Annotated in this window: 20 protein-coding genes; 11 read left to right on the top strand and 9 right to left on the bottom strand. The window is 47.1% G+C overall.

What is annotated here, in order from left to right; genetic code table 11:
- Nucleotides 1-211: 211 nt before the first annotated feature.
- Entirely contained in the window at nt 212-610 is a 399-nt protein-coding gene (locus QUA57_RS00730) for a hypothetical protein (protein ID WP_333042890.1), read from the top strand.
- A 264-nt stretch (nt 611-874) separates the two neighbouring features.
- Here the strand turns inward: QUA57_RS00730 and QUA57_RS00725 are convergent, their stop codons facing one another.
- The 5 genes from QUA57_RS00725 to QUA57_RS00705 all read right to left on the bottom strand — a co-directional run bounded on the left by QUA57_RS00725 (nt 875) and on the right by QUA57_RS00705 (nt 4,824).
- Nucleotides 875-1,102, bottom strand: coding sequence for a hypothetical protein (locus QUA57_RS00725; protein WP_333250895.1), 228 nt, complete (start codon nt 1,100-1,102; stop codon nt 875-877).
- A 43-nt stretch (nt 1,103-1,145) separates the two neighbouring features.
- Complete coding sequence (gene cobT, locus QUA57_RS00720) at nt 1,146-2,270, bottom strand: nicotinate mononucleotide-dependent phosphoribosyltransferase CobT (protein WP_333058918.1); 1,125 nt, start codon at nt 2,268-2,270, stop codon at nt 1,146-1,148.
- A gap of 236 nt (nt 2,271-2,506) precedes the next feature.
- Nucleotides 2,507-3,262 (bottom strand): DUF2232 domain-containing protein, encoded by a 756-nt coding sequence (locus QUA57_RS00715; protein ID WP_333058917.1) that lies wholly within the window; start codon nt 3,260-3,262, stop codon nt 2,507-2,509.
- 256 nt (nt 3,263-3,518) lie between these two features.
- Nucleotides 3,519-4,016 (bottom strand): universal stress protein, encoded by a 498-nt coding sequence (locus QUA57_RS00710; RefSeq protein WP_333058916.1) that lies wholly within the window; start codon nt 4,014-4,016, stop codon nt 3,519-3,521.
- Nucleotides 4,017-4,110: 94 nt separating this feature from the next.
- Nucleotides 4,111-4,824 carry a Crp/Fnr family transcriptional regulator gene (locus QUA57_RS00705; RefSeq protein ID WP_190663937.1) on the bottom strand — a complete coding sequence of 238 codons (714 nt, stop codon included), beginning with the start codon at nt 4,822-4,824 and terminating at the stop codon, nt 4,111-4,113.
- A 656-nt stretch (nt 4,825-5,480) separates the two neighbouring features.
- Here QUA57_RS00705 and QUA57_RS00700 point away from each other — a divergent pair.
- The 9 genes from QUA57_RS00700 to pgsA all read left to right on the top strand — a co-directional run bounded on the left by QUA57_RS00700 (nt 5,481) and on the right by pgsA (nt 17,597).
- A complete protein-coding gene (locus QUA57_RS00700; RefSeq protein WP_333119684.1) occupies nt 5,481-5,663 on the top strand; it encodes a hypothetical protein in 183 nt (60 codons plus the stop codon).
- Between the two features lie 246 nt (nt 5,664-5,909).
- The gene (locus QUA57_RS00695) at nt 5,910-8,219 is read left to right on the top strand and encodes a hypothetical protein (RefSeq protein ID WP_333058915.1); all 2,310 of its coding nucleotides are present in this window, start codon (nt 5,910-5,912) and stop codon (nt 8,217-8,219) included.
- A 143-nt stretch (nt 8,220-8,362) separates the two neighbouring features.
- A complete protein-coding gene (locus QUA57_RS00690; RefSeq protein ID WP_333058914.1) occupies nt 8,363-10,267 on the top strand; it encodes a hypothetical protein in 1,905 nt (634 codons plus the stop codon).
- Nucleotides 10,268-10,586: 319 nt separating this feature from the next.
- A complete protein-coding gene (locus QUA57_RS00685; RefSeq protein ID WP_333058913.1) occupies nt 10,587-11,252 on the top strand; it encodes a sugar transferase in 666 nt (221 codons plus the stop codon).
- A gap of 83 nt (nt 11,253-11,335) precedes the next feature.
- Nucleotides 11,336-12,181 (top strand): ADP-ribosylglycohydrolase family protein, encoded by an 846-nt coding sequence (locus QUA57_RS00680; protein ID WP_333058912.1) that lies wholly within the window; start codon nt 11,336-11,338, stop codon nt 12,179-12,181.
- Nucleotides 12,182-12,321: 140 nt separating this feature from the next.
- A complete protein-coding gene (locus QUA57_RS00675) occupies nt 12,322-12,561 on the top strand; it encodes a hypothetical protein (protein WP_333250892.1) in 240 nt (79 codons plus the stop codon).
- Between the two features lie 639 nt (nt 12,562-13,200).
- A complete protein-coding gene (locus QUA57_RS00670; RefSeq protein WP_333058910.1) occupies nt 13,201-14,913 on the top strand; it encodes a pentapeptide repeat-containing protein in 1,713 nt (570 codons plus the stop codon).
- Between the two features lie 318 nt (nt 14,914-15,231).
- Entirely contained in the window at nt 15,232-16,593 is a 1,362-nt protein-coding gene (locus QUA57_RS00665) for a calcium-binding protein (protein WP_333058909.1), read from the top strand.
- Between the two features lie 485 nt (nt 16,594-17,078).
- Nucleotides 17,079-17,597: a CDP-diacylglycerol--glycerol-3-phosphate 3-phosphatidyltransferase gene (pgsA, locus tag QUA57_RS00660; RefSeq protein WP_333058908.1), complete on the top strand. Its 519-nt coding sequence runs from the start codon at nt 17,079-17,081 to the stop codon at nt 17,595-17,597.
- Nucleotides 17,598-17,694: 97 nt separating this feature from the next.
- Here the strand turns inward: pgsA and QUA57_RS00655 are convergent, their stop codons facing one another.
- The 3 genes from QUA57_RS00655 to QUA57_RS00645 form a co-directional block, all read right to left on the bottom strand.
- On the bottom strand, nt 17,695-19,440 hold the full coding sequence (locus QUA57_RS00655; RefSeq protein WP_333058906.1) for a diflavin flavoprotein: 1,746 nt from the start codon (nt 19,438-19,440) through the stop codon (nt 17,695-17,697).
- On the bottom strand, nt 19,433-20,062 hold the full coding sequence (locus QUA57_RS00650; protein WP_333058905.1) for a hypothetical protein: 630 nt from the start codon (nt 20,060-20,062) through the stop codon (nt 19,433-19,435). The genes QUA57_RS00655 and QUA57_RS00650 overlap by 8 nt, the downstream gene beginning before the upstream one ends.
- Nucleotides 20,063-20,214: 152 nt before the next feature.
- Nucleotides 20,215-21,942 (bottom strand): diflavin flavoprotein, encoded by a 1,728-nt coding sequence (locus tag QUA57_RS00645; RefSeq protein WP_333058904.1) that lies wholly within the window; start codon nt 21,940-21,942, stop codon nt 20,215-20,217.
- Nucleotides 21,943-22,430: 488 nt separating this feature from the next.
- Between QUA57_RS00645 and QUA57_RS00640 the strand changes: the two genes are divergently transcribed.
- A complete protein-coding gene (locus QUA57_RS00640) occupies nt 22,431-23,024 on the top strand; it encodes a DUF4129 domain-containing protein (protein WP_333058903.1) in 594 nt (197 codons plus the stop codon).
- 458 nt (nt 23,025-23,482) lie between these two features.
- Here QUA57_RS00640 and QUA57_RS00635 read toward each other — a convergent pair.
- A partial coding sequence (locus tag QUA57_RS00635; RefSeq protein ID WP_333058902.1) for a Calx-beta domain-containing protein occupies nt 23,483-24,316 on the bottom strand: 834 nt, incomplete at its 5' end.

Raw genomic sequence — 24,316 nt, 5'->3', positions numbered from 1 at the left:
TGTCCAAGACTATCTAAAACCTAAAATCTAAAATCTACAATCGACTCACCAATGGCGATCGATTATCTTCAAGCTGGCTCCCTAAATCTACCGTCAGGATTAGGAACACAACAATTACGTCAAAAATTAAATAATTTAGTGATAAATCCAAGTTATGTAAAGATTTACCTAAAATGTAAAGATATTAAGTTACGAGCCAAAGGATGATTGTATGGAAGCGCTCCGCCAGCAAGTTACAGTATTGAGCCAACAAGTCGAGGCCCTCTACAAACTCATAGAAAACCTCAATGAAAAGCTCTTGGAGTCGGCCAAGGAGACGAAGCTGACCCAGCAACAGAGAAACGATCGCTCTGGAACGGTAGGAAATGACAAAACCTCGCCCTATCAAAGCTACAGCAGTCTCGACGGTCTTCTCGAACACAAGGACATACTGTTAGATGACAGCTATTTCGACAAGAATTCTCAAAGCCTGGAAAAAGAGCTGAGCGCAGAGATTCAAATCCAGCGCTTAACAGCTCAGCTAACAGCAGCTTACAATCGAATTGCAGCCTTGGAAGAACAGTTGCTCTCCAAAAGAATGCACTCGCAACATCTAGGCGGGCCTAATTAAATATTGCTAGCGGGGATCGGGTAGTAATCAAAAAAAAATACAAGTTGCGTTGATTTATGCTCGTCTACTTATAGATTCATTGCATAGAGTTTTTTATCTCCCGTAATTAGCAGGGAGAATACTGCATCAAAGCCAGATATTGTGTAGAAAATTCTGTAAATCTGAGAGCAAAAATGCTACAGAAAGTGATATAATTATTCAGCCAAAACGAAGCTGGGTGAGCAGCAAAACAATGTTCGCAGCTCGATCGCCGCCTCTGAATTTTTAATGTTTAATTCCTAACCTTCCTGGATGCACAGAAAACTCAAAACCCGGTTGGGGAGTGTATTCGTCGTGGCCAAACCCCAATATTTTTAGTAAAAAGCGGGTTTTTTGCCTCCACGACTTTCTAATGTTTAATATCAATTCCGGCTGCGCCGGAATGATCTCAAATCCTTGCTTCAAAAGTCGGGCGTAAAGTCGAATCCCGAGGCCCACAAATAATTCGGGCAATTTTCATTTTTTTGACTCACAGTCAACAGTCAAAAGTCAACAATCATTCCGGTGCCACCGGAATCGATATAATTTCACACCGCGAGGCTAAAGCTTCAACAGCTTGAAGGAGTTGAGGAGGAGTCCAATTTGCAGTCAAACCACTGGCGATCGCACAAGCTCCCGCACCGACACCTTCTTTAACATAGCCGCGATCGTAAGCTTGCAGTTGCCCGTAGCGAGATCCAGCAAAACTTAGCTGCGCGGCCAACAGAGGCACACCGCCGATATCATTAGCAAGTCCTAAAGTGTCTCCTGTAGGGTCTTCGGCCACCCAGCGCGTAGTCCCCACCGCAACTTGTTCGGGACGCCAAAAGAGAGCATATTCACGGGCTAAGGCTTGCATCAAAGCGTACACTGCCAGCATTTGCGTGCCCCCAGCCAGAAGCACCCCGCAAGTCCGACTCGCGGCGATCGCCATTGCCGCCACCGCTATTTGCATCGGATCGCCCACCGCCGCTACCAATTCGAGGGGAGTGCTGTTTTGTCCGCCAATTTCCCACTCAGCATTATTGAGTCCCGCTGTCACCGCAGCCAATTTTTGAGCGTGATTGCAGCGAGGATGAGAACTATTAACTTTGCCCGCCGCTGCAATACCCAAACCCATTAACACGCCCAAAGCAGTAGTCGTTCCCCCAACTACGCACTCTCCTAAAATTAAATAGCTGCCATTAGTTTGAGCAGCCAATTTAGCTCCCCAAATTAAACCTTGTTCGAGCAAATGTTTGACTGTTTCGAGTTCTAAAGCATTCCCAGAAATCACACACTTTGCCGGAGTGCCGCCCAAATCAATTGCAGGTACGGGAGGTGGGAGGGGCAAACCAGCATTAAATAGGTAAAGCGGAAGTTCCAAAGCTTCGACTACAGCGCGAGAGATCAGTACCGGCGAGGCACCCGCTTCTAGGGGCGGCAAAGGATATTGGGGCGACGGTTGGGGGCCGTTATACAAAAATTCTGCATCGGCTAAACAAGTAAATTGTCGATCGTGCGGAGTTGCACCTGCTGCTGAAATCCCCGGAATTAAGCCAGTAGCGGTAAATCCTAACACGCAGGCAAATATCGGTTTTCGTCCCCGATAGCGATCGAGCCACCGCTGCCCCTGTTCAATTTCTGTATAAATACCAATCATAAAGTAGTCAGTAGTCAGTAGTCAGTAGTCAGTAGTCAGCAGTCATTAGACCTCTGCAATAATTATTGTGGAACAGGCATCTTGCCTGTTCAAGACTTGTTTTGCAAGAGAGGTCTATTAGTTATTAGTCATTAGTTATTTAGTAGCAATTAGCAATTAGCAATTAGCAATGCCCGATGCCCGATGCCCGATGCCCGATGCCCGATGCCCGGTGCCCGATGCCCGATGCCCAATAACTACTCTTCATAATCGATCAAAAGTTGCACCCAGTGCGGCGGCCGCGGAATTGGATTTCCCAAACGATCTAACAGCAGCAAAGCTACTAAATGTACTACAAATAAATAGACAATATTGTTAACCAAAATCATCCCGGCGGCGATCGCCCCAATTGTGTTCAAACTCGGTACATTAAGCCAGCCCAGCTTCACAAACACCCATTCCACCATCTCTGTTACCTGGGCGGTTACGTAAACCCATAGATCCTGACCCACCAACGCTGACAGCAGCCAAAACCGAAAAAAGAAGCCTACAGTACCAATGAGAGCGCCCACACTAATAGAGAGTGACCAACTCGCTTTGCGCCTCCAAAGTCCTCCCAGCGCAACTCCCATAACTCCAAAAGGGATCACGTATAAAATGCTCCGCGTCGGGCCCATCAGTACCGACAGCAGCAAACCCGATACCAAAGCTGCCATCCAAGCGGCTCGGTTGCCCCAGCGCAAGTAAACCAGGGCGATGGGTATCGGGAAAAAAACCCGCAGCAAAGGCCCCAGCGGAAAGTAATAATTTACCAGCCAAATTAAGCTAGCGGTACTTGCCAAAAAAGCCGTTTCTACAAGCCTTAAAGGCGCTTCCCCAGAGCCGCGCTTCCCCGGATCTGGATTTGGGTGATCGCCAGCCATTGCTGAAATATCGGCGGTTTGCGGCTCGTTATTTGTACTAGGAGAATTACTCGAATTAGACGCAGCATCTGCTGACAAAAAATCACTCATCCGATTTTAGATTTTAGATTTTAGATTTTAGATTTTACGGGACTTAGACCCGATACGGCTGATTCCCGATTTTAGATTTTAGATTTTAGATTTTAGATTTTAGATTTTACGGGACTTGCGCCCGATACGGCTGATTCCCGGTTTCACTGTTTGGATGCCTCGCCGCCAAATTTAATATTGCTCGCAGAAACCGAGTTTAGGTAGGAACGCAAGTCTTATTTTAGATGGATTATCTCAGCAAAAATTTTCAGCAGCATTATTTTTCGATTTTGACTTCCTGGATTACCAAAACCGAACAAGATGCGTGGTGAACGACATAATTGCTGACGCTGCCGAGGAAAGCTTCTGCGAGCCCCGTGCGGCCACGCCTCCCCAACACTATTAAATCTGCGCCCCAATTTTCCGCGGCTTCACAGATACAATGCCCCGGATCGCCGTCCATTTTGCAGTCAAATTCTACCTGCAATCCTTTGTTTGCTGCAGCGTCGCAGTAATTTTTCAGCAAACCCGAAGCGTGTTTTTCCTCCCTTTCCAGCCGCAAACGTTGAGCTTGATAAGCTTGATCCATTAACTCGACATTCATCCCCAAATCTACCGGAATTGGCACTGCCGTCTCCCCCATGGTGCTGACAGTAACGCAGTTAAATAGCATCACCTGGGCGCGATCGTTGAGAGCTAATTCTAAAGCTTGAGTGAAGACGCGGTGGCCCAGTTCAGAATCATCTAAGGCGGCGAAAATTTTCTTAAAACTCACAGCTTTACCTCCTGCGGAAAATCATTCATATCAGTTAGTTAACAGAGAGTGCTTTTGAATTAGATTCAATAAAAAAAAGCAAACTCTGATACTTCTAGACTAACAGACGCTCTAAGGCGTGCAGGTCGGGAATGCACAAAACGTCACGTTCGCGCTGAATAGTTCCTTTTTTTTCCAGCTTGCTCAGCACTCGCGTTACTGTTTCGCGAGCCAGCCCGCTGAGGCTGCTTAATTCTCTGTGTGGCAGGTTCGGTATTTCTGTACCTCCTGTTTCCAGGATTTTTTTGCCTTGCCCCTCGGCCAAAAATAAGAGAATATCTGCTACTCGCGAGGTACTGTCGGACTCTCGCAAACGCAGGCGGCGGTTGACTTGTCGCAGGCGACGCGCCATCAGTTGAGCTAGGCGAATGCCTGCTAGCGGCTCGGTATGAATGAGCTGCACAAAATCCTGAGATGGCATATTGCCGATCAGTGTCGGGGCTAGGGTGATCACATCTGTCGATCGCGGTGCTTCTTCGATCGCGGCCATTTCCCCGAATAATTCTCCTTTCCCTAAAATATTCAGTGTTACTTCTTTTCCGTCTAGGTTGTAGGTGCGAATTTTCACCCAACCATCCAATATAAAATACACTGATGTTCCCCAGTCATTTTCGAGTAAAATCACTTGATTTGACGGATGACTGCGGGTAACGATGTGGACAGTTGCTCTCTCGATTACAGGATCGGGTAATCCTGCAAAAAAAGGAGTAGAAACTATCAATTGATTTATATTAGAATTCGGATCTCGGGTGTTAAAGCGGTCTTCCATGAGGCCATCATTTTAATTTATGCGCTTGAGCTGCGCTGGGCAGTTACAAATAGCTTGCAGCCGAGTCATTCGATTTGAGATTCAAGATTTGAGAAACAAGGATCTAAAATCGGCAATTTTACCTCTAAAGTTTTGCGGTCAAAGGCTCAATATGGTAATTAATAGCCTCAAGCCCTGATTGGGAGCTAGAAACTAAAGAATATACCATAATTTTTTAGATATATACCACTGAGCAAATTTTATTAACAAAATTTTAGCAATGTGGCAAACGACTGAGCTGATCGAATTACCTTTGAAAGCACTCGCTTAGAAAGCTTAACACTGGTGAGAGATTTGTTGTCACTAGGCCCTGCTGTCGAGAAGGCAGAGTCCACGAGCACAAGCCTGCAAGCACGGTAGACAGATCCCAAATCCGAGCAACTGCCTAGAACCTGGCAAATGTCAGCACGATCGGCAAAATCCACAGCCATTGCGAGCCTAAAGACTGGCGCTCTTGGCGACCCAAACCCACCCACTTCCCAGCAAACTTTTCTGCTACCCCAAGATTATTGTACCATTAGTATCTAGCCACCAATACAGATAAAAGGCTATGATAAAAGGTTACTCAAACCGACTGTAGGGGGACAATCCCGAATCTCGGTATCCCAAATCGCAAATTGTTTGAGGTTTTTTCCAAGTCGGTGAAAGATGAAGACATAGTGGCGCGCCGCCATGCTAACGAAACTCGCGGTGACAGTGTGCGGCCCGCCGTTCAAGCAGGTGAAGGCAAAAGTTCGTCGGGATGGATCGCAGCTCTTCCGAGCAGGAATCAGCCTCCGGGCAGGGAAACTCGCCCCTGAGCCGCAGAATTTGACAGCACTTGCAATTGATAGAAGCAGGCCTTTGGTGCGGAAGTACCGGCTAACCTATCATAGGCAATAGAAGTTATCCGAAGACAAAACGTTAATTAACAGTTGTCAGAAAATATTAGTGAATTATTGACGGACTCGCATTCAGATTATTCTATCTATTGGCATCGCTGCCGCCTGACTTCAGTCTTTTTTCGGTAAAGTTTCTCCCAAGCCGCATTCCCAGAGGTTCCGCCCTTGAATTCTCAGAAGTACAAAATTCAAGCACTGATTGCTGAGATAGACGAGGTACTCAGCAAGCCCGCACCCCGCTTGCCTTGGACGGGTTCTCTTGATACTGTCCACCAGCGCCAACTTTTAGAGCGAGTTCGTGCTTATCTGGTTTCCTCAGACTCAAAGCTAACAGCCCCAAAGGCCCCCGCGCGCCCAAATGTCCGCCCCGAACCAGTTCCAGTTCCCAAAGTGCCTCTGTCCCCCCCTCGCCCCTCAGCAGCAGAGCAAATCATGCTTGCCGTAACCGGAGAAATCAGCCACCTGCGTTCCAGCCTGACAGGGCCGCTGCAAGAAGACATAGAAGCTCTGCGGCAAGAGCAGCAAGCTCTAATTCAAGAAATCAAACAGCTAGAAGCAAAACGGCAGCAGCAACAATCCCTAGCTCAGCAACAAGCCAACCAACAGCAAATCATTGGTGAATTCTTGCAGGTACTGACTGCCCGCTTGGAAGAAACCTTGACTAGCGATTTCTCTCAAATTCTAAGTTCCCTAGAAAATCAGTTATTGCAAAGCAGCGCAGCACCATACTCTTTGGGCAGTGCGCCTGATGAACAATCGGCTATTGACGTAACACTTAACCGACAAACCTCAGAAGAACACCCGCTGCTGACGCCGGCTCAGAGGTTGGAGCAAATGCAACTGTTCCAATCTCATGCTGACAGTCTGCTGATGAGTCTCGATTCTAGGATGGCTATCGTGTTCGAGGCTTTGCAAGCAAATCTGCAAAGCTATCAAGCTTCCTTGAGACAAGAACTCGAAAATATGTACGGTTTGAGCCAGCAGAGCGAGGCGATGTTCGCGGCTTTGGTCAACCACTTGGCGTCACAGTTGGGGCGAGAAGCGTCTTCCTACGTTCAACAGCCGATCAATTTAGCAAATAATCTCGAAACCGTCACCCCAACCGCAGCCGATCAATCTTCTGTCGCTCCCGCCCTTTCAAATACTGCCATCGAGCACTCAGCCGCAGAGACTCAGACGGGAGACTCGGTGCAGGAAATTCGCACCGGTGAATTCGGAGAACAAGACAGATTTCCCTACGCCGGTACAGAAATTTCTCCGCAATACGGACAGTTGAGGCGCGAACGCGACCGCATTCAATCCCCTATTTTGCTCCCGGAGTTGGAAGATAATTTGTTGGGTTCTACACCAGAAATATCTCGAAATGCAACTCGATTTACTGGCGGTGAATCTGAGAATAGGTTAACAGAAAAAGACGAAGAGATTGAGGATTTGTATGCAAGTTTGTTCGCGGGAGAAGCGGTTCCTGAAGTAGAATTACAAAGCGAAACTTTCCCGGTAGAGAATACTGTAATTGAGACCGAAAGTGAAGGTGTAGAATATCAATCGGCGACGGATAAAGAAACTGCCGAGTCGCTAAAAATGACCGAATATTTGTTTGTAAATTTGCTGGAGGAAGGCGAATCTCTGGAAGAGATTTTAGTAGATGAAGATTCAGACTTTGTAATGGGTAATTCTGTAGACGCTCTAACTTTAGATAGTGCCGATTTATTTGAACCGGAAGTGGCAACAGTACCTCAAGTTTCAGCAGCACCACCCTCAACTGCTGAGTTGCAAATTGACGCGGACGATCGAGAAAATCTAGAAACGGTTCAAAACCGAGGCGAGCAGTTCGGCGCTACTGTCCCTCAATCAGCAGCTTTGCCGTTGAGAACGCCTGCCGAAATTAGCCCAAACCTCCCCAGTGCCGAGTCCCGTGTGCCGAGTGCCGGTGACGTTCAAACTGGCGAGTTCGACTCATCCTCGCAACGGCTTGATGATGGGTACATCCAAGCTTCGCCGGACGAGGATTTGCTGCCTGTCGAGGCATTAGAAGATGACCTCGATCGAGCTCTAAATTTGGACAACAATACTCTGGAACTTTTGGAGGCAGACCTCTACAATCTGGAGGGATTGGAAAATACTAGCTTCGGGCGATCGAATTTCTCAGCCGCTAACAACTTGGATTTATCGGCGAGTCCCCCCGAAGGCATTGCAAACAATCCCTTTGCGGAGGCGGCAGAGGAAGAACTCGGCACGCTGGAGGATTTGTTCTCCGATGTGTTGGAACTCTCCTCGGATGATGAACCCTTTGTTTTGGAGGACGAACTTGAGGATGATTTGTTTGCTGAGGAAGACGAATCGAATTTGACCCTAGACGAGATTTTGGCTAGTTTGAGCGAGACCGATCGACCTTTGACTGATTCTCCCCCTGCAGAAACTGCCGAAACTAACGAACTGGGATCGAGTCCTCCAGAAAGTAAAAAAAAAACCTAATTTCGACAGAGAGTAAAGCAGGAGTTGTTGAGGGGAAAACCGATTTTAGCGAGTTTGCCGGGACACAGCAGCAAGACTCGGCTGGGCATTCTGCAGCAGGTGCGATCGCCCCATCCAGAGAACGCCGGAATTCTAGCTGGTATTTGGGCATTGATTTCGGTTCCAGTGGCCTGTCTGCGGCTTTGCTCGATCGCACCAGCGGCCAGTTGCACCCGATTTACTGGGAAGCATCGCAGGCTGAGGGTTCCCCAGCAGACGCCAGCTTTCGGATTCCCTCGGCTGCGGTGCTGGCGGAAACAGCCCCAGGAAGCCCAGGGTCAGAGGTGACAGTCAAGTCGGTGGGATTCCGACCCCAGGCTTTGGCTGCTGGAGAATTTTTACTGGAAAATTTTAAATTGCCTTTAAAGGTGGGCATTCCTTATCAGCGGGAGGCTGCTGGGATGTACGAACCGCTGTTGCAGTGGTCGCCCTTGCAGGCTTTTTCGATCGCCTTGCCACTGCAAGGTGTGCGGGCGCTGCTGGCTACTTTGAATCCGAGTTTGCGGGGGCAAAAATTTGACGGATCGGGGGAAGTTTTGGATTCTGCACCAAGAACGATTTTTGCAGGATTGCCAGTTTCCAATTTAATTTGTAGGGCTTCGGGACTAACGCCAGAAACTCTCGATGCGGCGCTTTTAGACTTGCAGGGTGTAATTTTGGGGACTCCTGCGGGCTGGTCGGATGTTTATATGTTTAATCTGCGGGAGGCAGTTTTGGGCGCGTCTCTGGTGGCTTCTGGTTCGCAAATTTTTGTGGTGGAAGATGCGATCGCCACTTTGCTTGCGGCTGTAACTCCTGTGAAAAATGGCATGGAAGTCGAGTCGTCAGCCGTGGATTCTACTAAGGGCGGTGAAGAAGCTGCACCGCTGACTGTGAATGCTTCGTCTTTTAGCGGAGGAACTTTGATTTTGAATGCGGGGGCGGCGACGGTGGAATTAGCTTTAGTTGAGTTGCCGTCCAATCTTCAAGATTTAACTCGTGCTGATTTTACTTGCGAGAGTTTTGGTTTTGCGGGCGATGCTTTCGATCAGGATATTATCTGTCAGTTGTTGGCTAAAAATGAAACTTGGGGAATGTCGATCGATTTGCCACGTCCGGGGCATCCAGATTTGCCGAGCCGCTATCAATTGCAGCAGCGGTTACAAGGTTCTGCTTTTGGTCTGCAATTGTTAGAAGCGGCAAGGCAAATAAAAGTTATTTTGCAACATCAAAAAAGTTTTGCTTTAGATATTGGCCAGCAGCATTGGGATGTGAAGCGCAAAGAATTGGAAAGTCTGGTTTTAGTGCCTTTTGTGCAGCAGTTGAATCGTGAATTGAATGCTTTGCTCAGCCGCGCGGGAATGTCGCCGGCGGGGATTAATCAGGCGATTTGTGCGGGGGGTATGGGTGCTTGGCCTGCGATCGCCCGCTGGTTGCGGCAGAAGCTGCCGAATGCGATCGTGGTTCAAGACCACGAATTGCAGGTCGATCGAGATATTTTTGAGATTGATAATTCTGCATTAAATTCTGTATCTCAAAGTACAAATTCCCCCCCAAAATTTGGTCGAGTTGCCTGCGGGTTGGCGAGTTTGGCTCTCTATCCTCACATTTTGGATGTGTCGCAACAGCAGTACAGCGACTTTTTTCTGCTGTGGGAATTAATGAAGGTTTTGGGCGGGGAAACTTTGAGCTTTCAGGAAATTTTGCAGTTGTTGGAACGCCAGGGCGTGAATACCCGTACCTGCGAACCCCGGATTTTGCGGATTTTGGAAGGAAGTTTGCCGGCGGGACTTGTGCCTGCGGAGGAAGATTTCATGCTGCTGGCCGAGGAGTCGAGGCAAAATCCTGATTGGGAAGCAATTTGGGCTGAGCCACTTTTCTTTGAAGATGTCGCGCGGGGTTATCGGTTGAATCTCGAACACGCCTTTGTTGTTCGCGAATATTTAGGCAAACTCGCCTCTAGCAGCCAGCAAAAGTTGTTAGAGCCGCTAACACTTGCTTGGGATGTTCGCACTGATATTTATCGCTAAACGGCAAAAAACCCGGTTTCTCAGTAGAATCCTCCCTGTCTTCCGGGAAGAGTCCTAGTCGAAACCAGGTTTTTTTGCGTCCAGGACTAACTTTTTTCTGTAAATGTACGTAAGTTTACATAAACTTTATACGTTTTTATAAAAAATACATAGAAACTTTATAAAAGTGTTATTGGTTTTTAAAGATTGTGCAAAGCTCAGCATTTCAGGTTCTGCAGATTTGAGATGGCTAATAAGATGGACGTAAGAGATCGTTAAACTTGAGACAAATCACATGAAATTTCCGATGGGTGCCTCGTCGAAATCATCATTATCAGAAATGCTGTCCTTATTTTTTCAAGAATATACTTACAAAGTCTGTGTATCAAAACAACAGCATCACCGCTCCGTAACGAGCAAGGTAAAACGGTCGATCGATATTTTGGGTGCGCTGCTAGGACTGGCAATTACTGCTGTGGTGGCGGTGCCGGTGGCAGTGGCGATGCTGTTGGACAATCCGGGCCCGCTGCTTTACAGTCAAGTCCGCTGCAGCTTCAAAGGGCGACATTTCAGAATATGGAAATTTCGATCGATGGTTGTCGGTGCAGAAAATCTTAAACATTTAGTTAGCAATCAAGCCAAGGGTCACATTTTTAAGAATGAAAATGACCCGCGAATTACCCGCGTCGGCCGCTTCTTGCGGAGCACGAGTTTGGACGAGTTACCTCAATTCTGGAATGTGTTAGTTGGCGACATGAGTTTGGTGGGAACTCGGCCGCCAACTCCTGATGAAGTTGCTGCCTATGACGAGTTCCACTGGCAACGTTTAAATGTCAAACCCGGTTTGACTGGGGAGTGGCAAGTCAACGGACGGTCTAGAGTTAAAGACTTTGACGAGATTGTGCGCATGGATCTCGACTATCAGGGCAAGTGGTCTGTTGTCTACGACATCACTCTGATTTGCAAAACAATTTTGGTTGTCTTGAGTAAAAACGGTGCGTGTTAATAGACTTGCTGTTTTGGGTTGTTTTTGGATTTAAAATTTTAGGAAAAAACACGGGATGAAATAGTTGGAAACGGATTAAATGTATGTTAATAGAATTAGCGATTGGTGACGCTTACGGTGCGGGTTTTGAATTTGTTGATCAGCAGACGATCGAAATGTACAACAATCTCAACGGTTACATCAAGCATCCCCGTCACGACATCCAGCCTGGATGCTACACAGACGATACGCAGATGAGTTTAGCCGTCGCAGAAGCTATCGTCAGCCGAGAACCTTGGACGCCGGAACTTTTAGCCAGCAAATTTGTTGCAGCTTTTCAGCGCGATCGGCGATTTGGTTATGCTGGCAAATTTTACAATTTTTTGCTACAAGTTCAAGACGGAAAAGAATTCTTAGAAAAAATTCACTCCGCTAGTGATAAAAGCGGATCTGCGATGCGAGCCGGGCCCATTGGCATTTTTCCTACTATTGAAAAAGTCATTGAAAATGCTACCATTCAAGCTGCAATTACTCACAATACTCCTGATGGCATTAAAGCAGCTATAGCGGCCGCTTTGATGTCCCATTACTTTATTTATCAGCTAGGTTTAAAGAAGAATTTGGGAAATTTTATAGAAAGGCACGTCGCTGGTGAGTGGTCGATACCTTGGCAAGGAGAAGTCAGCGTTAAAGGTTTGGACTGTGTTAGAGCAGCTATTACTGCGGTCATGCGAAATGATAATATGAGCAAACTGCTCCAAGATTGCATTGCTTTTTCGGGAGATGTTGATACGGTAGCAACTATTGCTTTAGCTGCTGGTTCCTGTAGCAATGAAATTGCCCAAGACTTGCCAGAAAATCTGGTACAAGGATTAGAAAATCTATCTTACGGCAAAGATTATATCATAGAACTGGATCGACAGTTAATGAATTGCGCGATCGACTTCTGACTTCTTCCTGAGATATGTTATATCCGTTAAATCCCGTACACTGCTTTGTGGCAGAACTTATTTCTATTATGAATTTGCCTAATTTGATTACTTTTTATAGCTTGCTGGGAGTGCCTTTTGTGCAGTAGTTGAACCGCGAATTGAATACTTTGATCAGCCGCGCGGGAATGTCGCCAGTGGGGATTAATCAGGCGATTTGTGCGGGGGTTATGGGTGCTTGGTCTGCGATCGATCGCCTGCTGGTTGTGCCAGAAGCTGCCGAATGCGATCGTCGTTCAATACCAGGAATTGCAGGTCGATTGAGATATTTTTTAAATCCACAATTCTCTATTAAATTCTGTATCTTAAATTACAAAATTATCATAAAAAAAATAGTCTAGTTGCCTGCGGGTTGGGGAGTTTGGCTATCTATCCTCTAGCAGCAGCAATGCCAAAAATTGTTAGAGCCACTCACAATTACTTCGGATATTCGCACCGATAGTTATCGGTAAGTATATAGACTTATCGAGGGTTATTAGATAAACATTATAGGACTTATGCAACTGTCACACTTAAGTCAACTTGTATGGTGCGTCAGACCTCGTTGTTATTGGGCGATTATCAAGGGTTTTAGGTTTCGGGCAACCCTACCAATTGTGCCAGTTGCGTAAGTTTTGAATAAGAAACAGCATACCCAGAACCCGCAGCACTTACAGCAGAATTCAGGAGTCAAGAGCGTTGCCCTGACGAAGGCCATAACAGCGAATAGTTAGAATCAGTTTGTGCTTTTTCAGTAAAAATACTGGATTTTCTTATAAAGAATTATGCTTTTTTAGAATAAATTTACCAAATTTTTATAAAAGTGTGCTTTTTTTTAAAGTTTGTGTAAAGAAGAGCCTTTGCCGGTTGTGAAAAATTTGGGGCTCTCATAAGATGTAGCCAGATTCAGCTATTAAAAATATTTGAGTCTAAAGTCTAAAGTCAAGACCAATTGTTTCATGCTCTTCAAAACATAAGTTTTCACTTTTTGGTAACTACAAATGGTAGCGCAAAACTTTAGCAATCAAAGTTTGGTCGGCAATAATTTTAGTGGGCAAAACCTGAATGGTTCCACATTCTTTAAAGCGAGACTGGAAAATGTCTTGTTCAGGCGCAACGCTCAAGGTACCCGCACTCAACTCAGAGGTACCAACTTTGAAGAAGCCTTTCTCCTGAATGTAGATGCAACGGATGCGATTTTTGCTGCCAATACCAGCTTTGAACCGGCGAATTTTTATAAAGCGACCTTAGAAAACGTCAATTTCAGTCGCGCCAACCTAACTGGAGTAAATCTGTCGCTGATCAGCACAAAATTCATCAACCTTTCCAACGCCAACCTGACGAATGCCATTCTCCATGAGGCCAATCTCAGCGGCGAACAGTCGAACCGACCGAACCTAAGGGGAGCCAACTTTACGGGTGCTGATTTCTATAAGACGAATCTGAAAGCGGCTGACTTTACGGGTGCCAATTTGACGAATGCCAAATTCCAGGGTGCTGGTCTCGAAGGCACCTTGTTGATCAATGCGAACTTTACCGGCGCTCAATTCGACGCATCAACTAATTTCACAGACATTATCCTTAGCAACTCCATCTTTGACCTTGCCAACCTGAGTGAGGTTAATCTGACGGATACTGACCCACCCGATGGATTGACACTGACAACTTCTCGCTTTCGCGGAGCCAATATGACTGGCTTTAGTGCCGAAGATGTCAATCTGGCTGGTGCTGACTTCAGCGCTCATGAGAATGGTACGCGCACTCAAATGGGCGGTGCTAGTTTCGCAGATTCTGAGTTGAACAACGCGAACCTGACTCAGGTCAATGCAGAAGGCATATTCCTGGACGGTGCTAATTTGAGCAATGCAATCATGGTTGGTGCCGATCTCAGCAATGCCAACCTGGCTGGAGCAATTCTCGTTGGCGCTAACCTGACGGGTGGAGTCGAGTTAGACAACGCTCTTATTGAGAAGAGTAATGTGGCTGGAGCCAACTTTACAGGGGCAAACCTGGCAGGGGCAAACCTGAAGGAGGCGGTTGGAGATCACCTGACCAAGTTTAGAAACGCCAATCTATCAGATGCCAGCCTGGAAGTGGGGAGTTTTATCGGTACCGACTTCACCAATGCCAACTTCACTAATGCCAACCTGGTCAAAGCCAACTTCACCGATGCCACCATGGTCGGGGCGAACATGACCGGGGTCAATGCACTCGATGCCGTGGGTCTGACGATCGGGACTGGCGGCAACGACACCCTAACTGGAACCGGCAGCAAAGATAACCTCTTCGGGCTCGACGGCGATGACTCCATCCAGGGCGGTGACGCGGATGATTACCTGGATGGCGGTAGCGGTGTTGATATCCTGACAGGCGGCCCGGGCCAGGATGCGTTGTTTGGTGCGGCGGGAAATGACACCCTCACGGGCGGCGGTGGCAGAGATACCATTTACTACCGCAGCGGTCATGGTTCCGATCGCGTTAATGGTTTCACCCTCGGCTCCAGCGGAGACATCCTATCCTTCAGCGGCATTGCAGCGATCGATGTGGTGCAATCTGGCGCGAACACTCAATTGCGATCGGGTAATGGCATTGCTGGTGATGCCGGTTTTGGCACAGGCGCGCTGTTGATCACCCTAGCCAACACTTCGTTTACGGCGGCTAATGTCAGCACCAATATCAGCTCGACCAATCGTCCCATCTTCCAGTTCTCGTAACCTCCTATCAAGTCCGAGCAATTCCCTCCGCTTCGCTGGACCCCTAATGACAAGGCTTTAACAGTAAGGCTTTTCGATATTTCAATTAAGGCGATCGATTGGACATTATCTCAACCGGAGTCTTTGTGATGATTTCTCGCATTTTATTTCTCCTCTCCATGCCTTGGCATCCCCCTTTTCAACGTTGGAAAGGGGGGAAATGGTGAGGATTGCCAGCGGTAACGAAGCACCGAATTCTAGGGTGCACTAATCACTTTTGTGGGATGCCGACAGTTCACATAACACTACGACACACTTACATAACAACAGGAGAACATTATGGCTATCAGAAATGGAACTCCAGAACCCGATACTCTGACCGGAACCAATAACGCCGATGTCATTCGCGGCTTTGGCAAGGAAGATCTGCTGTATGGCTTAGGCGCTAACGACAGCATCTACGGTGGAGACGACAAAGACACTATGTATGGTGGTGCTGGAGCCGATAGTCTCTTTGGAGAAAACGGCGAAGACGATCTATACGGTGAGGATGGTAACGACTTCCTCTACGGTGGGCTGGAGAAGGACAGCCTGCACGGTGGAATCGGAGCCGATCGACTTTTTGGCGATTCAGGCGAAGACTCCTTGTTTGGCGAGGATGGCAATGACATCCTGTACGGAGGCTCAAATGCCGACGATGCCAACGATGGTAAAGATTTCCTCGATGGTGGGGCTGGAAGAGACCGACTCTTTGTAGGTTTCGAGGATACGGGGTTTGGTGGTCTTGGCGATGACACCGTGATTGGTGGCTTTACCGATGACAAGATCTACGGCGATGATGAAAAAGGCGAAATTTTTGGCGGAGCAGATTCCCTGGTTGGCGGCAGCGGCAACGACACCCTCTACGGAGAAGGCGACAGCTTAGCAGGCGGCGGCAACGATACCCTCGATGGTGGCGTAGGCAATGATACGCTCTTTGGCTATGCCGCAGATGACTTCCTACTTGGTGGCGATGGTATTGACTTCCTCGATGGTGGCGATGGCAATGACATTCTCGACGGTGGTGCTGGCACCAGCACTCTGATCGGTGGCACTGGCTTAGAAACCATCAGGGGTGGCGCTGAAGGCGACTTCATTGATGGCGGAGAGGGCAATGACAACCTCAGTGGTCTGGGTGGCAATGACACTATCTATGGCGACGAGGGAGTTCCTGAAACACTGGCTGGCGATGACATCCTCAATGGTGGTGCAGGCGATGACTTCCTGGATGGTAATGCAGGAGTCGATCGCGTCATCGGTGGCGCTGGCATTGACCTGCTGTTTGGGGGCGAAGATGCGGAAACTCAAACTGCCCGCGACACGCTAACCGGCGGGGCTGACACCGACTACTTCCAGTTGTTATTCACCGATTTTGTGCCCGAACCCATCGATCCCGGTGAGCCAGTTATTACTCCTCCTCCTGGTGACTACATCGTGGACTTCGTGAAAGGCACTGACTTCTTCTTACTGGAGGGAATTACCTTTGAGCAGCTATCGTTCCAGAACATCTCGCTGACAGTTAACGGGGTTGCTACTCCGAGCACTCGGATCTACGTCACGCCTGAAGCCGGAATTCCGATTTCTCAAGCGGAAACGCTAGCTGTGGTTCAAGGAGTGCGTCAATTTAACGCCTCGCATTTCGTTGAGGAATCACCCTTTTAATTAACGGGACTTAAACAAATTTTAAGCCCCAACCAAGCGCAAACAGGCTTTAGACGCGGTAAATAAGTTCATTTTTTCTTGCCACAACCGCACAAATCTATATTCTGTCCCTTGACAGTTTTTATCTCCTGATGTCTCTTTAAAGGCACCAGGACTTTAGTCTTTGACCAGGAATCCGCAGATTCTTTTTCTTCATGCCAATTTCCCTGCCCAGTTTGGCCTTGTCGGTAGCCGCGATCGCCAAAGATTAGCCTGAGCTAGTGAACTCTGTTTCAGAATTTTTCTAGCCAGTTACGATCGCCAATCGGGAGTAAAAATCGAATTCGATCGCGCGAGGCGACACAACAAATTGATCCGATAAATTCTCCAATCTTGTGACAAGTATAATCAGAAGGTTGTTTAATTAAGTAAATCCACCTGATTATAAGTCGTGTAAATGTTAAATTAAGGAAAGCCTTCGTAGAGTAGCCCTTAATTTTTGATTTATGAATTTGCCTAATTTGATCACTTTTTCTCGCTTGCTGGGAGTACCTTTCCTGCTCTACGGTTTGTACGACCCAAGCGCTCAAAGCCGCTGGATTTGCACCGCAATTTTTGTGGTAGCTGCAGCTACTGATTGGCTGGACGGCTATTTGGCTAGGAAGCTGAATCAAATTACCGATTTGGGTAAGTTCCTCGATCCTTTGGTGGATAAATTGTTGGTTCTCGCGCCGCTTTTAGTGTTGATTGAGTTGGGTAGAGTCCCGGCTTGGGGGGTATTTTTGATTTTGGGCAGGGAGTTGACGATTGCGGGGTGGCGTGTTAATAAAACTACGATTTCGGGAGCTAATATTTGGGGCAAATTGAAGACGGTGAGTCAGATTGTGGCGATCGCACTTTTAATTGCTCCTTTGTCTGAAGCGTGGAATTTTCCTGCAGTAATTGCTTTTTGGATTTCTGTGGCTTTAACTTTGATTTCTGGCGCTATTTATCTCTGGCCGGAAAAGACTGCTGAGGACAAGTAAATCGGTTTTATTTAAACCGCAGATGAACGCGGATTAACCCAGATAAAAACTTCGATATATTTGTATGGACACGGCAATGCCGTGTCCTAGCCGTAGCTTAATAATGAGTCCCCGATTTCCGGTAATGCACCGCTGTCACCCCGTCATTTTGCAGCAAATGACCGTTGTCAATCGCCGCATAAACTACCCAGTGATCGCCGCATTCCATCCGACTTATCACTTGGCATTCCAGATAAGCTAGAGCATCAGTCAAAACCAGACAGCCGTTGCTAGCTTCCATTGTTTCGACTCCGGCAAATCTGTCTTCTCCCGGAGCAAAGTTTTTCATGAAATACTTCCGCAACTGCCGCCCTTCTGCTAAGATGTTGAGCACAAATTTATCTCCGGCATACATCAAAGATTCGATCGATCGATCTTTCGCCACCGCAATGGTCACACCGGGCGGATTAAAAGTTGCTTGCGACACCCAGGAAGCCAGCATCGCACTGGTGACATCCTCCCGCTTCGCCGAGACTACGCACAGCGAACCAACGAGTCTCCCTACTGCTTGTTCAGTGCGATCGCTTCCTGCTGCTAACTGCGGTTTCGGTGCCCGCAATTTTTGCGATCGAATCAAAGCTTGAGCAAAATCTGTTCCCACATCTGTGCACTCGTGAATCGTCGCCGCCGTCGGCTTAAATTTGGCTCGAATCGGCTCAAATCCAATTCTATAGCCAGCATCCTTCAGCTTGTTTTCCACTAAGTCGATCGCCTCTCCACTCCAGCCAAAAGAACCGAAAACCCCCGCTAATTTGCTCTTAGTTGCAGTAGATAAAACTATTCCCAAAGCAGTTTGAATTTGGGTCGGAGCGTGTCCTGCTAGCGTGGGAGTTCCTATAATAAATCCCGCGCATTTTTCGATCGCCTCTTTAATTTCTCCCGGTTCGGCAAATTCGCAGTTGATACTTTCCACCGCAACGCCGGCTTTCGTAATTCCTCTGGCGATCGCCTGGGCTAAAGTAGCCGTATTTCCGTAAGCAGAAGCATAAATCAAAGCAACTGTCAAGTCTTTTGAATTTTGTTGCTGGCTCCATTCTCGATACAAATTGCTCAGTTCATTAAGGCCGTAACGGACAATCGGGCCGTGACCGGGAGCATAAAATGCTGCTGGTAAATCGGCGAATTTATCCATTGCCGTCAGCACTTGTTTTGCCTGAGATGCGTGCAGGGAATCGTAATAATAGCGCCGATCTTCGCTGTAAACGCTCCACCCTTCATCGAATACTTGGTCGCCACAAACGTGAGCTCCAAATAGTTTGTCAGTGAACACGATTCGAGTGTGCGGATCGTAGGTGCAAAGTTGATCGGGCCAACGGGGAGTTGGAGTCGCGATGAATTTTAAGGCGTGACCTTTTCCTAAGTTGAGAGTTTCTTCTCCCCGAACGATCATAATGTTTAATTCTTGGTCGGGGAAAGCGGCCCGCAAACTAATTGCGGCGGGATTAGTGCAAACCAAAGCTACTTCAGGAGCTAAGTCTAACAGAGCTTTAATTGTTACTGACCTGTTAGCATTGAAATGCCCCAAAATTATGTAATCCAGCTTGGTCAAGTCCACCCGTTTCTGCAAAAATTCCAGGTAATTTTCAGTAAAAGATTCCCCCGGCGGGTCGAACAAAGCAGTCTTGTCAGCTTGAATAATATAGCTATTGGCTGTCGTCCCCTTTTGCAGCGAATACTCGACTTCAAATTTGAGTCTGTCCCAAGTGCGCGATCGCACAATAAAAGTATCGAGTGCGATCGGGATAAACTGCACGTCGCGGGGTTTGGTATCAGAAGCCAGTCTTGGAGTCAAAGTGTTAGTCATTAATTGCACCTATGAGAAACTGAACTACAGAACTTCTTTTGATTTCGTGCCAAAACTTGGTATCTACAATGTCAAACTTTGCACCTCTACCCTGTAAATTGGTATCCAGGTCAGTCAGAAATTCCCGGGTTTTCAAATCATCCCCAATTTGGATAAAGCTCACTCCAATTTCTTCATCTTTCTCTATTTTATTTGCCGCACTTACAATAATTTCAGCGACAGCAGCGGTATTTTCTGGTTTTTGATCTAGGACTGCAACAATTATTGCTCCTTTCTTCCCTTTGCCATCTGTTTTGTTTGCGAAATAATCGCTAAAAGTTGCTTTCAGAGCTTCTTCCAAATGAATTGTAGTCGGCTTTGCTGAATCCGGTTCCGTATTTTGTCGCTGCAAAATTTCAGCTAACCGGGCAACATTGGAATTTTTATACTTCCACATAGGAGTAGAAGCTTCGTAAAGAGTGATGCCGTCGCTGTCAAATTGCTGACATTTTTTTGCTAAGTCGATCAGAGATGCCTGTGCTTCTACCCATTCCTCATACCAAGGATGTTGAGGGTCTCTGCTGGCATCGCTTCTGGCAATAATAATTGTGTAATCTCGGTCTTCTAAAAGATTGGCAGGCATTGGCAATTCCCCTAGTGAAAATGGAGAAGCAAAAGGTAAGAAAAGGCTTATGGCGCACCGTAAGTTTAGCTGCCGGTAAGGTTCGCCATAAGCACCCCACGTTGAGAGTTTTTGCGTAGGTAAGATGCCGCATAAGCACCCGAACTTCCTACCTAATAATGATTTCCGACCTTGCGGTGGTGAACTGCCGGCAGTGCATCGGGATTGGATACGCGGCCGCTATCGACGATCGCATATACGATATGATGATCCGAAAGCTCCATCCGGCTGACTACTTGGCATTCCATGTACGCCAAAGCATCCGTCAAAATCGGAGAACCGTTGGTTGCAGGTTGAGTTTTAACTCCGGCAAATCGATCGGCACCAGGAGCAAAACGCTTTAAAAAGTGCCTCATCAAAGTTTGATAATTGCCTTCTTCGAGCACGTTGAGAACAAATTTATCTCCCGCGTGCATCATCGATTCAATCGCCCGATCCTTCGCAACTGCTATTGTTAAACCCAGCGGTTTAAAGCTAGCTTGAGTTACCCAAGAAGCTAGCATCGCACCGCTAACATCACCTTTTTGAGCGGTGATGATGTACAGTCCGCCGCTGATTCGTCCCAAAGCTTTATCGAGGTCGCTGTCGAGGGATTTCATCTGTTTGACTGCTTTGTCCCGCGTCAGCCACTGTCCCAAGTCGGTGCCGGCTTCGTCGCAAAGTTGATAACTCGCTTCTGTCGGTGATTCTTTAATTAAAATGTTGGGAAATGCTTCTTTTAAACCCAACTCTTTGAACTTGTTTCGCAGCGGGTAAATAGATACGTCATCGCCGCCGCCAGATTCGCACAAACCGAAAGATTGTTTGTTGTTAGCTGCAACTAAAATTGTGTTGATTGCGGCTTCGGCATTCACCGCAGCAGTACCGCCACTCGGTGGCGAACAAATTACGATGCCGGCAGCATTACCGACAAGTTCCGCAACTTCTTGTAAGTCGGCGATTCTCAAGTCCATCATTTCCACAGCGACACCGGTTTTGGTGATACCGTGGGCGATCGCTTGGCTGAGTCGATCGCTAAATCCGTAGTCGGAGGTGTAAAATACCGCTACAGTGGTTTCTGCTTTAGCTTGCGCTTGGCTCCACTTTTTGTAGCGCCCGGTGAGTTCAACTACGTTGTGCCGCAGCAGCGGGCCGTGACCGGTCGCAACTGTACCGATTTCTCCCAACTCTGCCATCCGCTTCATCGCAGCGAGTACCGATCGAGCATTGGGAGCCATCAAACACTCATAATAAAAGTGGTAATCTTCCTCAACTGCTGCTAAATCGTCATCGAAGGTGCTGTCGGAACAGTAGTGCATCCCGAAAGCGTCGCAGGTGAACAGCACTTGAGTTTTGCTGTCGTAGCTGAAAATAGTATCGGGCCAGTGTAAGTTCGGCGCCGATACGAATTCGATAATGTGGCCGTTTCCTAAATCTAGTTTGTCCCCGTTTTTTACTACCAATCGCTCAAATGGTTGGTGTACAAGGTTTTCTAAAAATTGAATTGCTACTTTCGCCCCCACGACAATCGCTTGGGGTGCCAGCGCCAGCACGTCTTTGACTAAACCGCTGTGGTCTGGCTCGGTGTGGCTGATAATTAGATAGTCAATCTCTTTCGGGTCAATTTCCCCCGTCAGAGTATCAATGTATTGTTGGCGAAACTTCTCGTGCGAGGTATCGACGAGGGCGGTTTTTTCACCGCGAATGATGAATGAGTTGTAAGTTGTACCGTTTTTGAGTCCGAATTCGATGTCAAAGCGGTCTCTATCCCAGTCCAGGCATCGAATTGCCGTTGTATCAGGGGCAATTTCGACTTTTTCCACCGTCAATCTGCGTTGGACTCGTTCAGTCAGCGCTACCATCAGTGCCTCCTTGTCTTTTACCCATTACCTTATTGTCTTCATTCTGACACGTTTCTTTTGTAAATCTTTATAAAATTTCTTATGAGGCTGTTAAGTATCCCAAAAGTTATGGCATAAGGCAGTTCGGCAACGCGCACTGAATCGGGATATAACGGATTTGAGGAAGAAGGAAAATTCAATAAAATCAATTTTGGGTCTATAAATAGTTGACAAAAAACAGAGTTCTGTGGTAATCAAACTGAGTTCGATCGGTTGGGCGATCGCCTCTGTAGAAGACTATCAGTCAAATGCGATCAAATGCGATTCTCGATCGCGCGGCGATTTGGATTAGGGACAATAACTCGGCATTTAAGTCAACCTAATCAAACGTAAAATGCGATCGCCCTTTCTTATCCCCGATGTCTTTAAAAAGTCGGGAATTTGGGGATAATGATAGAATAAAAAAATTTCCAATCCGCCATCAAAAAATTACTCATTGATGTAAAGCTATGTCTGAAAGTTCCTTTGAGAAAACTAATTTTGGTTGGCAATTAGGACAGTCGCAACAGCGATTGCAGGAGTGGTGGGAACTAAAAACTGCCCAAAATATACCGAATGTCAAATTGCCATCTTGGTTTGATTCCCCCATCTTAGGGGCGATCGCTAAAGCGGTCTTTTGGTTAATCTTAGCATTGCTCGCAGTCTGGGCGAGTTGGCAGATTTGGCAACTGTTACGTTTTTATATTCATAATTTCAAAAAGAGGAATCAAACAACTGATGGAAGTGCGAAAAAAACCATTAACGATTTGTCGGTAGCAGAGTGGTTGTTGCGATCGCAAAATTTGCAGCAACAAGGGAAATACCGCCAAGCTTGCCGCTGTCTTTACATGGCGGTGTTGCAGCGGTTAAATGATGCGGGAACCGTGGTTCACCAACCCAGTCGCACTGATGGCGAATATTTGGAATTAATCCAGCAATTACCCCAGCCAGTGCCTTACGAAACTGTGATAACAATACATCAGCAACTATATTTCGGGAATACAGAAGCTTCCGCCTCAACTTTTGAACAGTGTCAGCAAGCTTATCAACAAATTAAGGATTAAGTAGGTAAACGAAAAAAAAAATAATATCCAATCGATAATTTTATGGTCTGGTTTTACCAACAATAATTACCAAAAACCGACAATCTCAAAAACCCCCACCCAATACCAAATCGCCATCTACTTCTTTCAATATACAAGGGTTCAAGGTCGTACTCGAATAACGCGCGTAGCATCTAAGAGTACTACCTTGAAAGGGTGCTATCAGACCGGAGTAGCAAATGTATTGAAAGCCACAAAAGTAGCACCAGCAATGGGATTCTGGTCGATGTCGCCCACAATCAGCCCTGTAGGTGAATCCCATTAGTTGTCGGTGCCAGCGACTGTCACACAGCGAAGATTTTACCTGCGTACCTCACTTTCTTGAAAAAAACTGTAGTGAGGAGCCAGACTGATAAAAAGCATTTCACTACTTGCAGGACATATTAGTAGAGCAAGGATTGCTCGCCCTACCAACAGCCTTAAATCAGAGTAATTGTAGCGAATCCCGGATTGCCGACATTCGCACCTGGGCCAAAGCCAAAAGTCACGTCCCCAGTCAGCGGACCTGAAGTATTCTGAATCGTCAGACTAACGCTAGTTACACCGGGATTAAAGCTAAGCGTCCCTCCACTAATATTCCCACCACCTGGATTGGTAATGGTGTATTGTTGGGTGTTTATAGGTTCACCAGGACCAGGAGGAAGAATGAAATAGTCGACCGAAACCGAAACCGAAGTATTGCCGCCAGTCCGATTAATCATCACAACTCCAGTACCACCATCAATAATAGGATCAGGAGACGAACCGTAAAAGAAGGAAATCGGAGGCACAGGAGTAGTATCAATAATGCTCAAAACTCCCACTGACGGACTAGCCAAACTGCCACCACTCAAGAACAAACCCACCGTTTCAGTATTCTCTGTGAGAGGGTCAGTTAAAGCTTGAACCGGAACTTGTACGCTAGTTTGTCCGGCTGCAAAATTGAACGATTGAACCACACTGACGTAATCTCCAGCAGTACCAGCCTTAGCACTACCGCCACCCGTGCTGAACGTAATCGCACCCGGTATCGAAAGGTCGCCACTGCGATTGATGGTAATCGTCGCAGCGCTGCCCTCGGTGACGCTGTAATTAGGCGCACCGAAGAAATACGTGTTTCCAACGGCCGTTGGCGCCGGAGTTGTCGCAGTCGGCGTCGGAGTTGCCGTCGTCCCAGTTGGGGGCACATCATTAATAGTCAAAATTGATGGACTACTGCCAACATTGCCACCGAAGAGCACCAAATTCACCGTTTCCGGCGATGATTCCAAAAT

The organism is Microcoleus sp. Pol7_B2, from assembly GCF_036701035.1.
GTDB lineage: Bacteria > Cyanobacteriota > Cyanobacteriia > Cyanobacteriales > Microcoleaceae > Microcoleus.
This window is presented reverse-complemented; position numbering and strand designations above follow the sequence as displayed.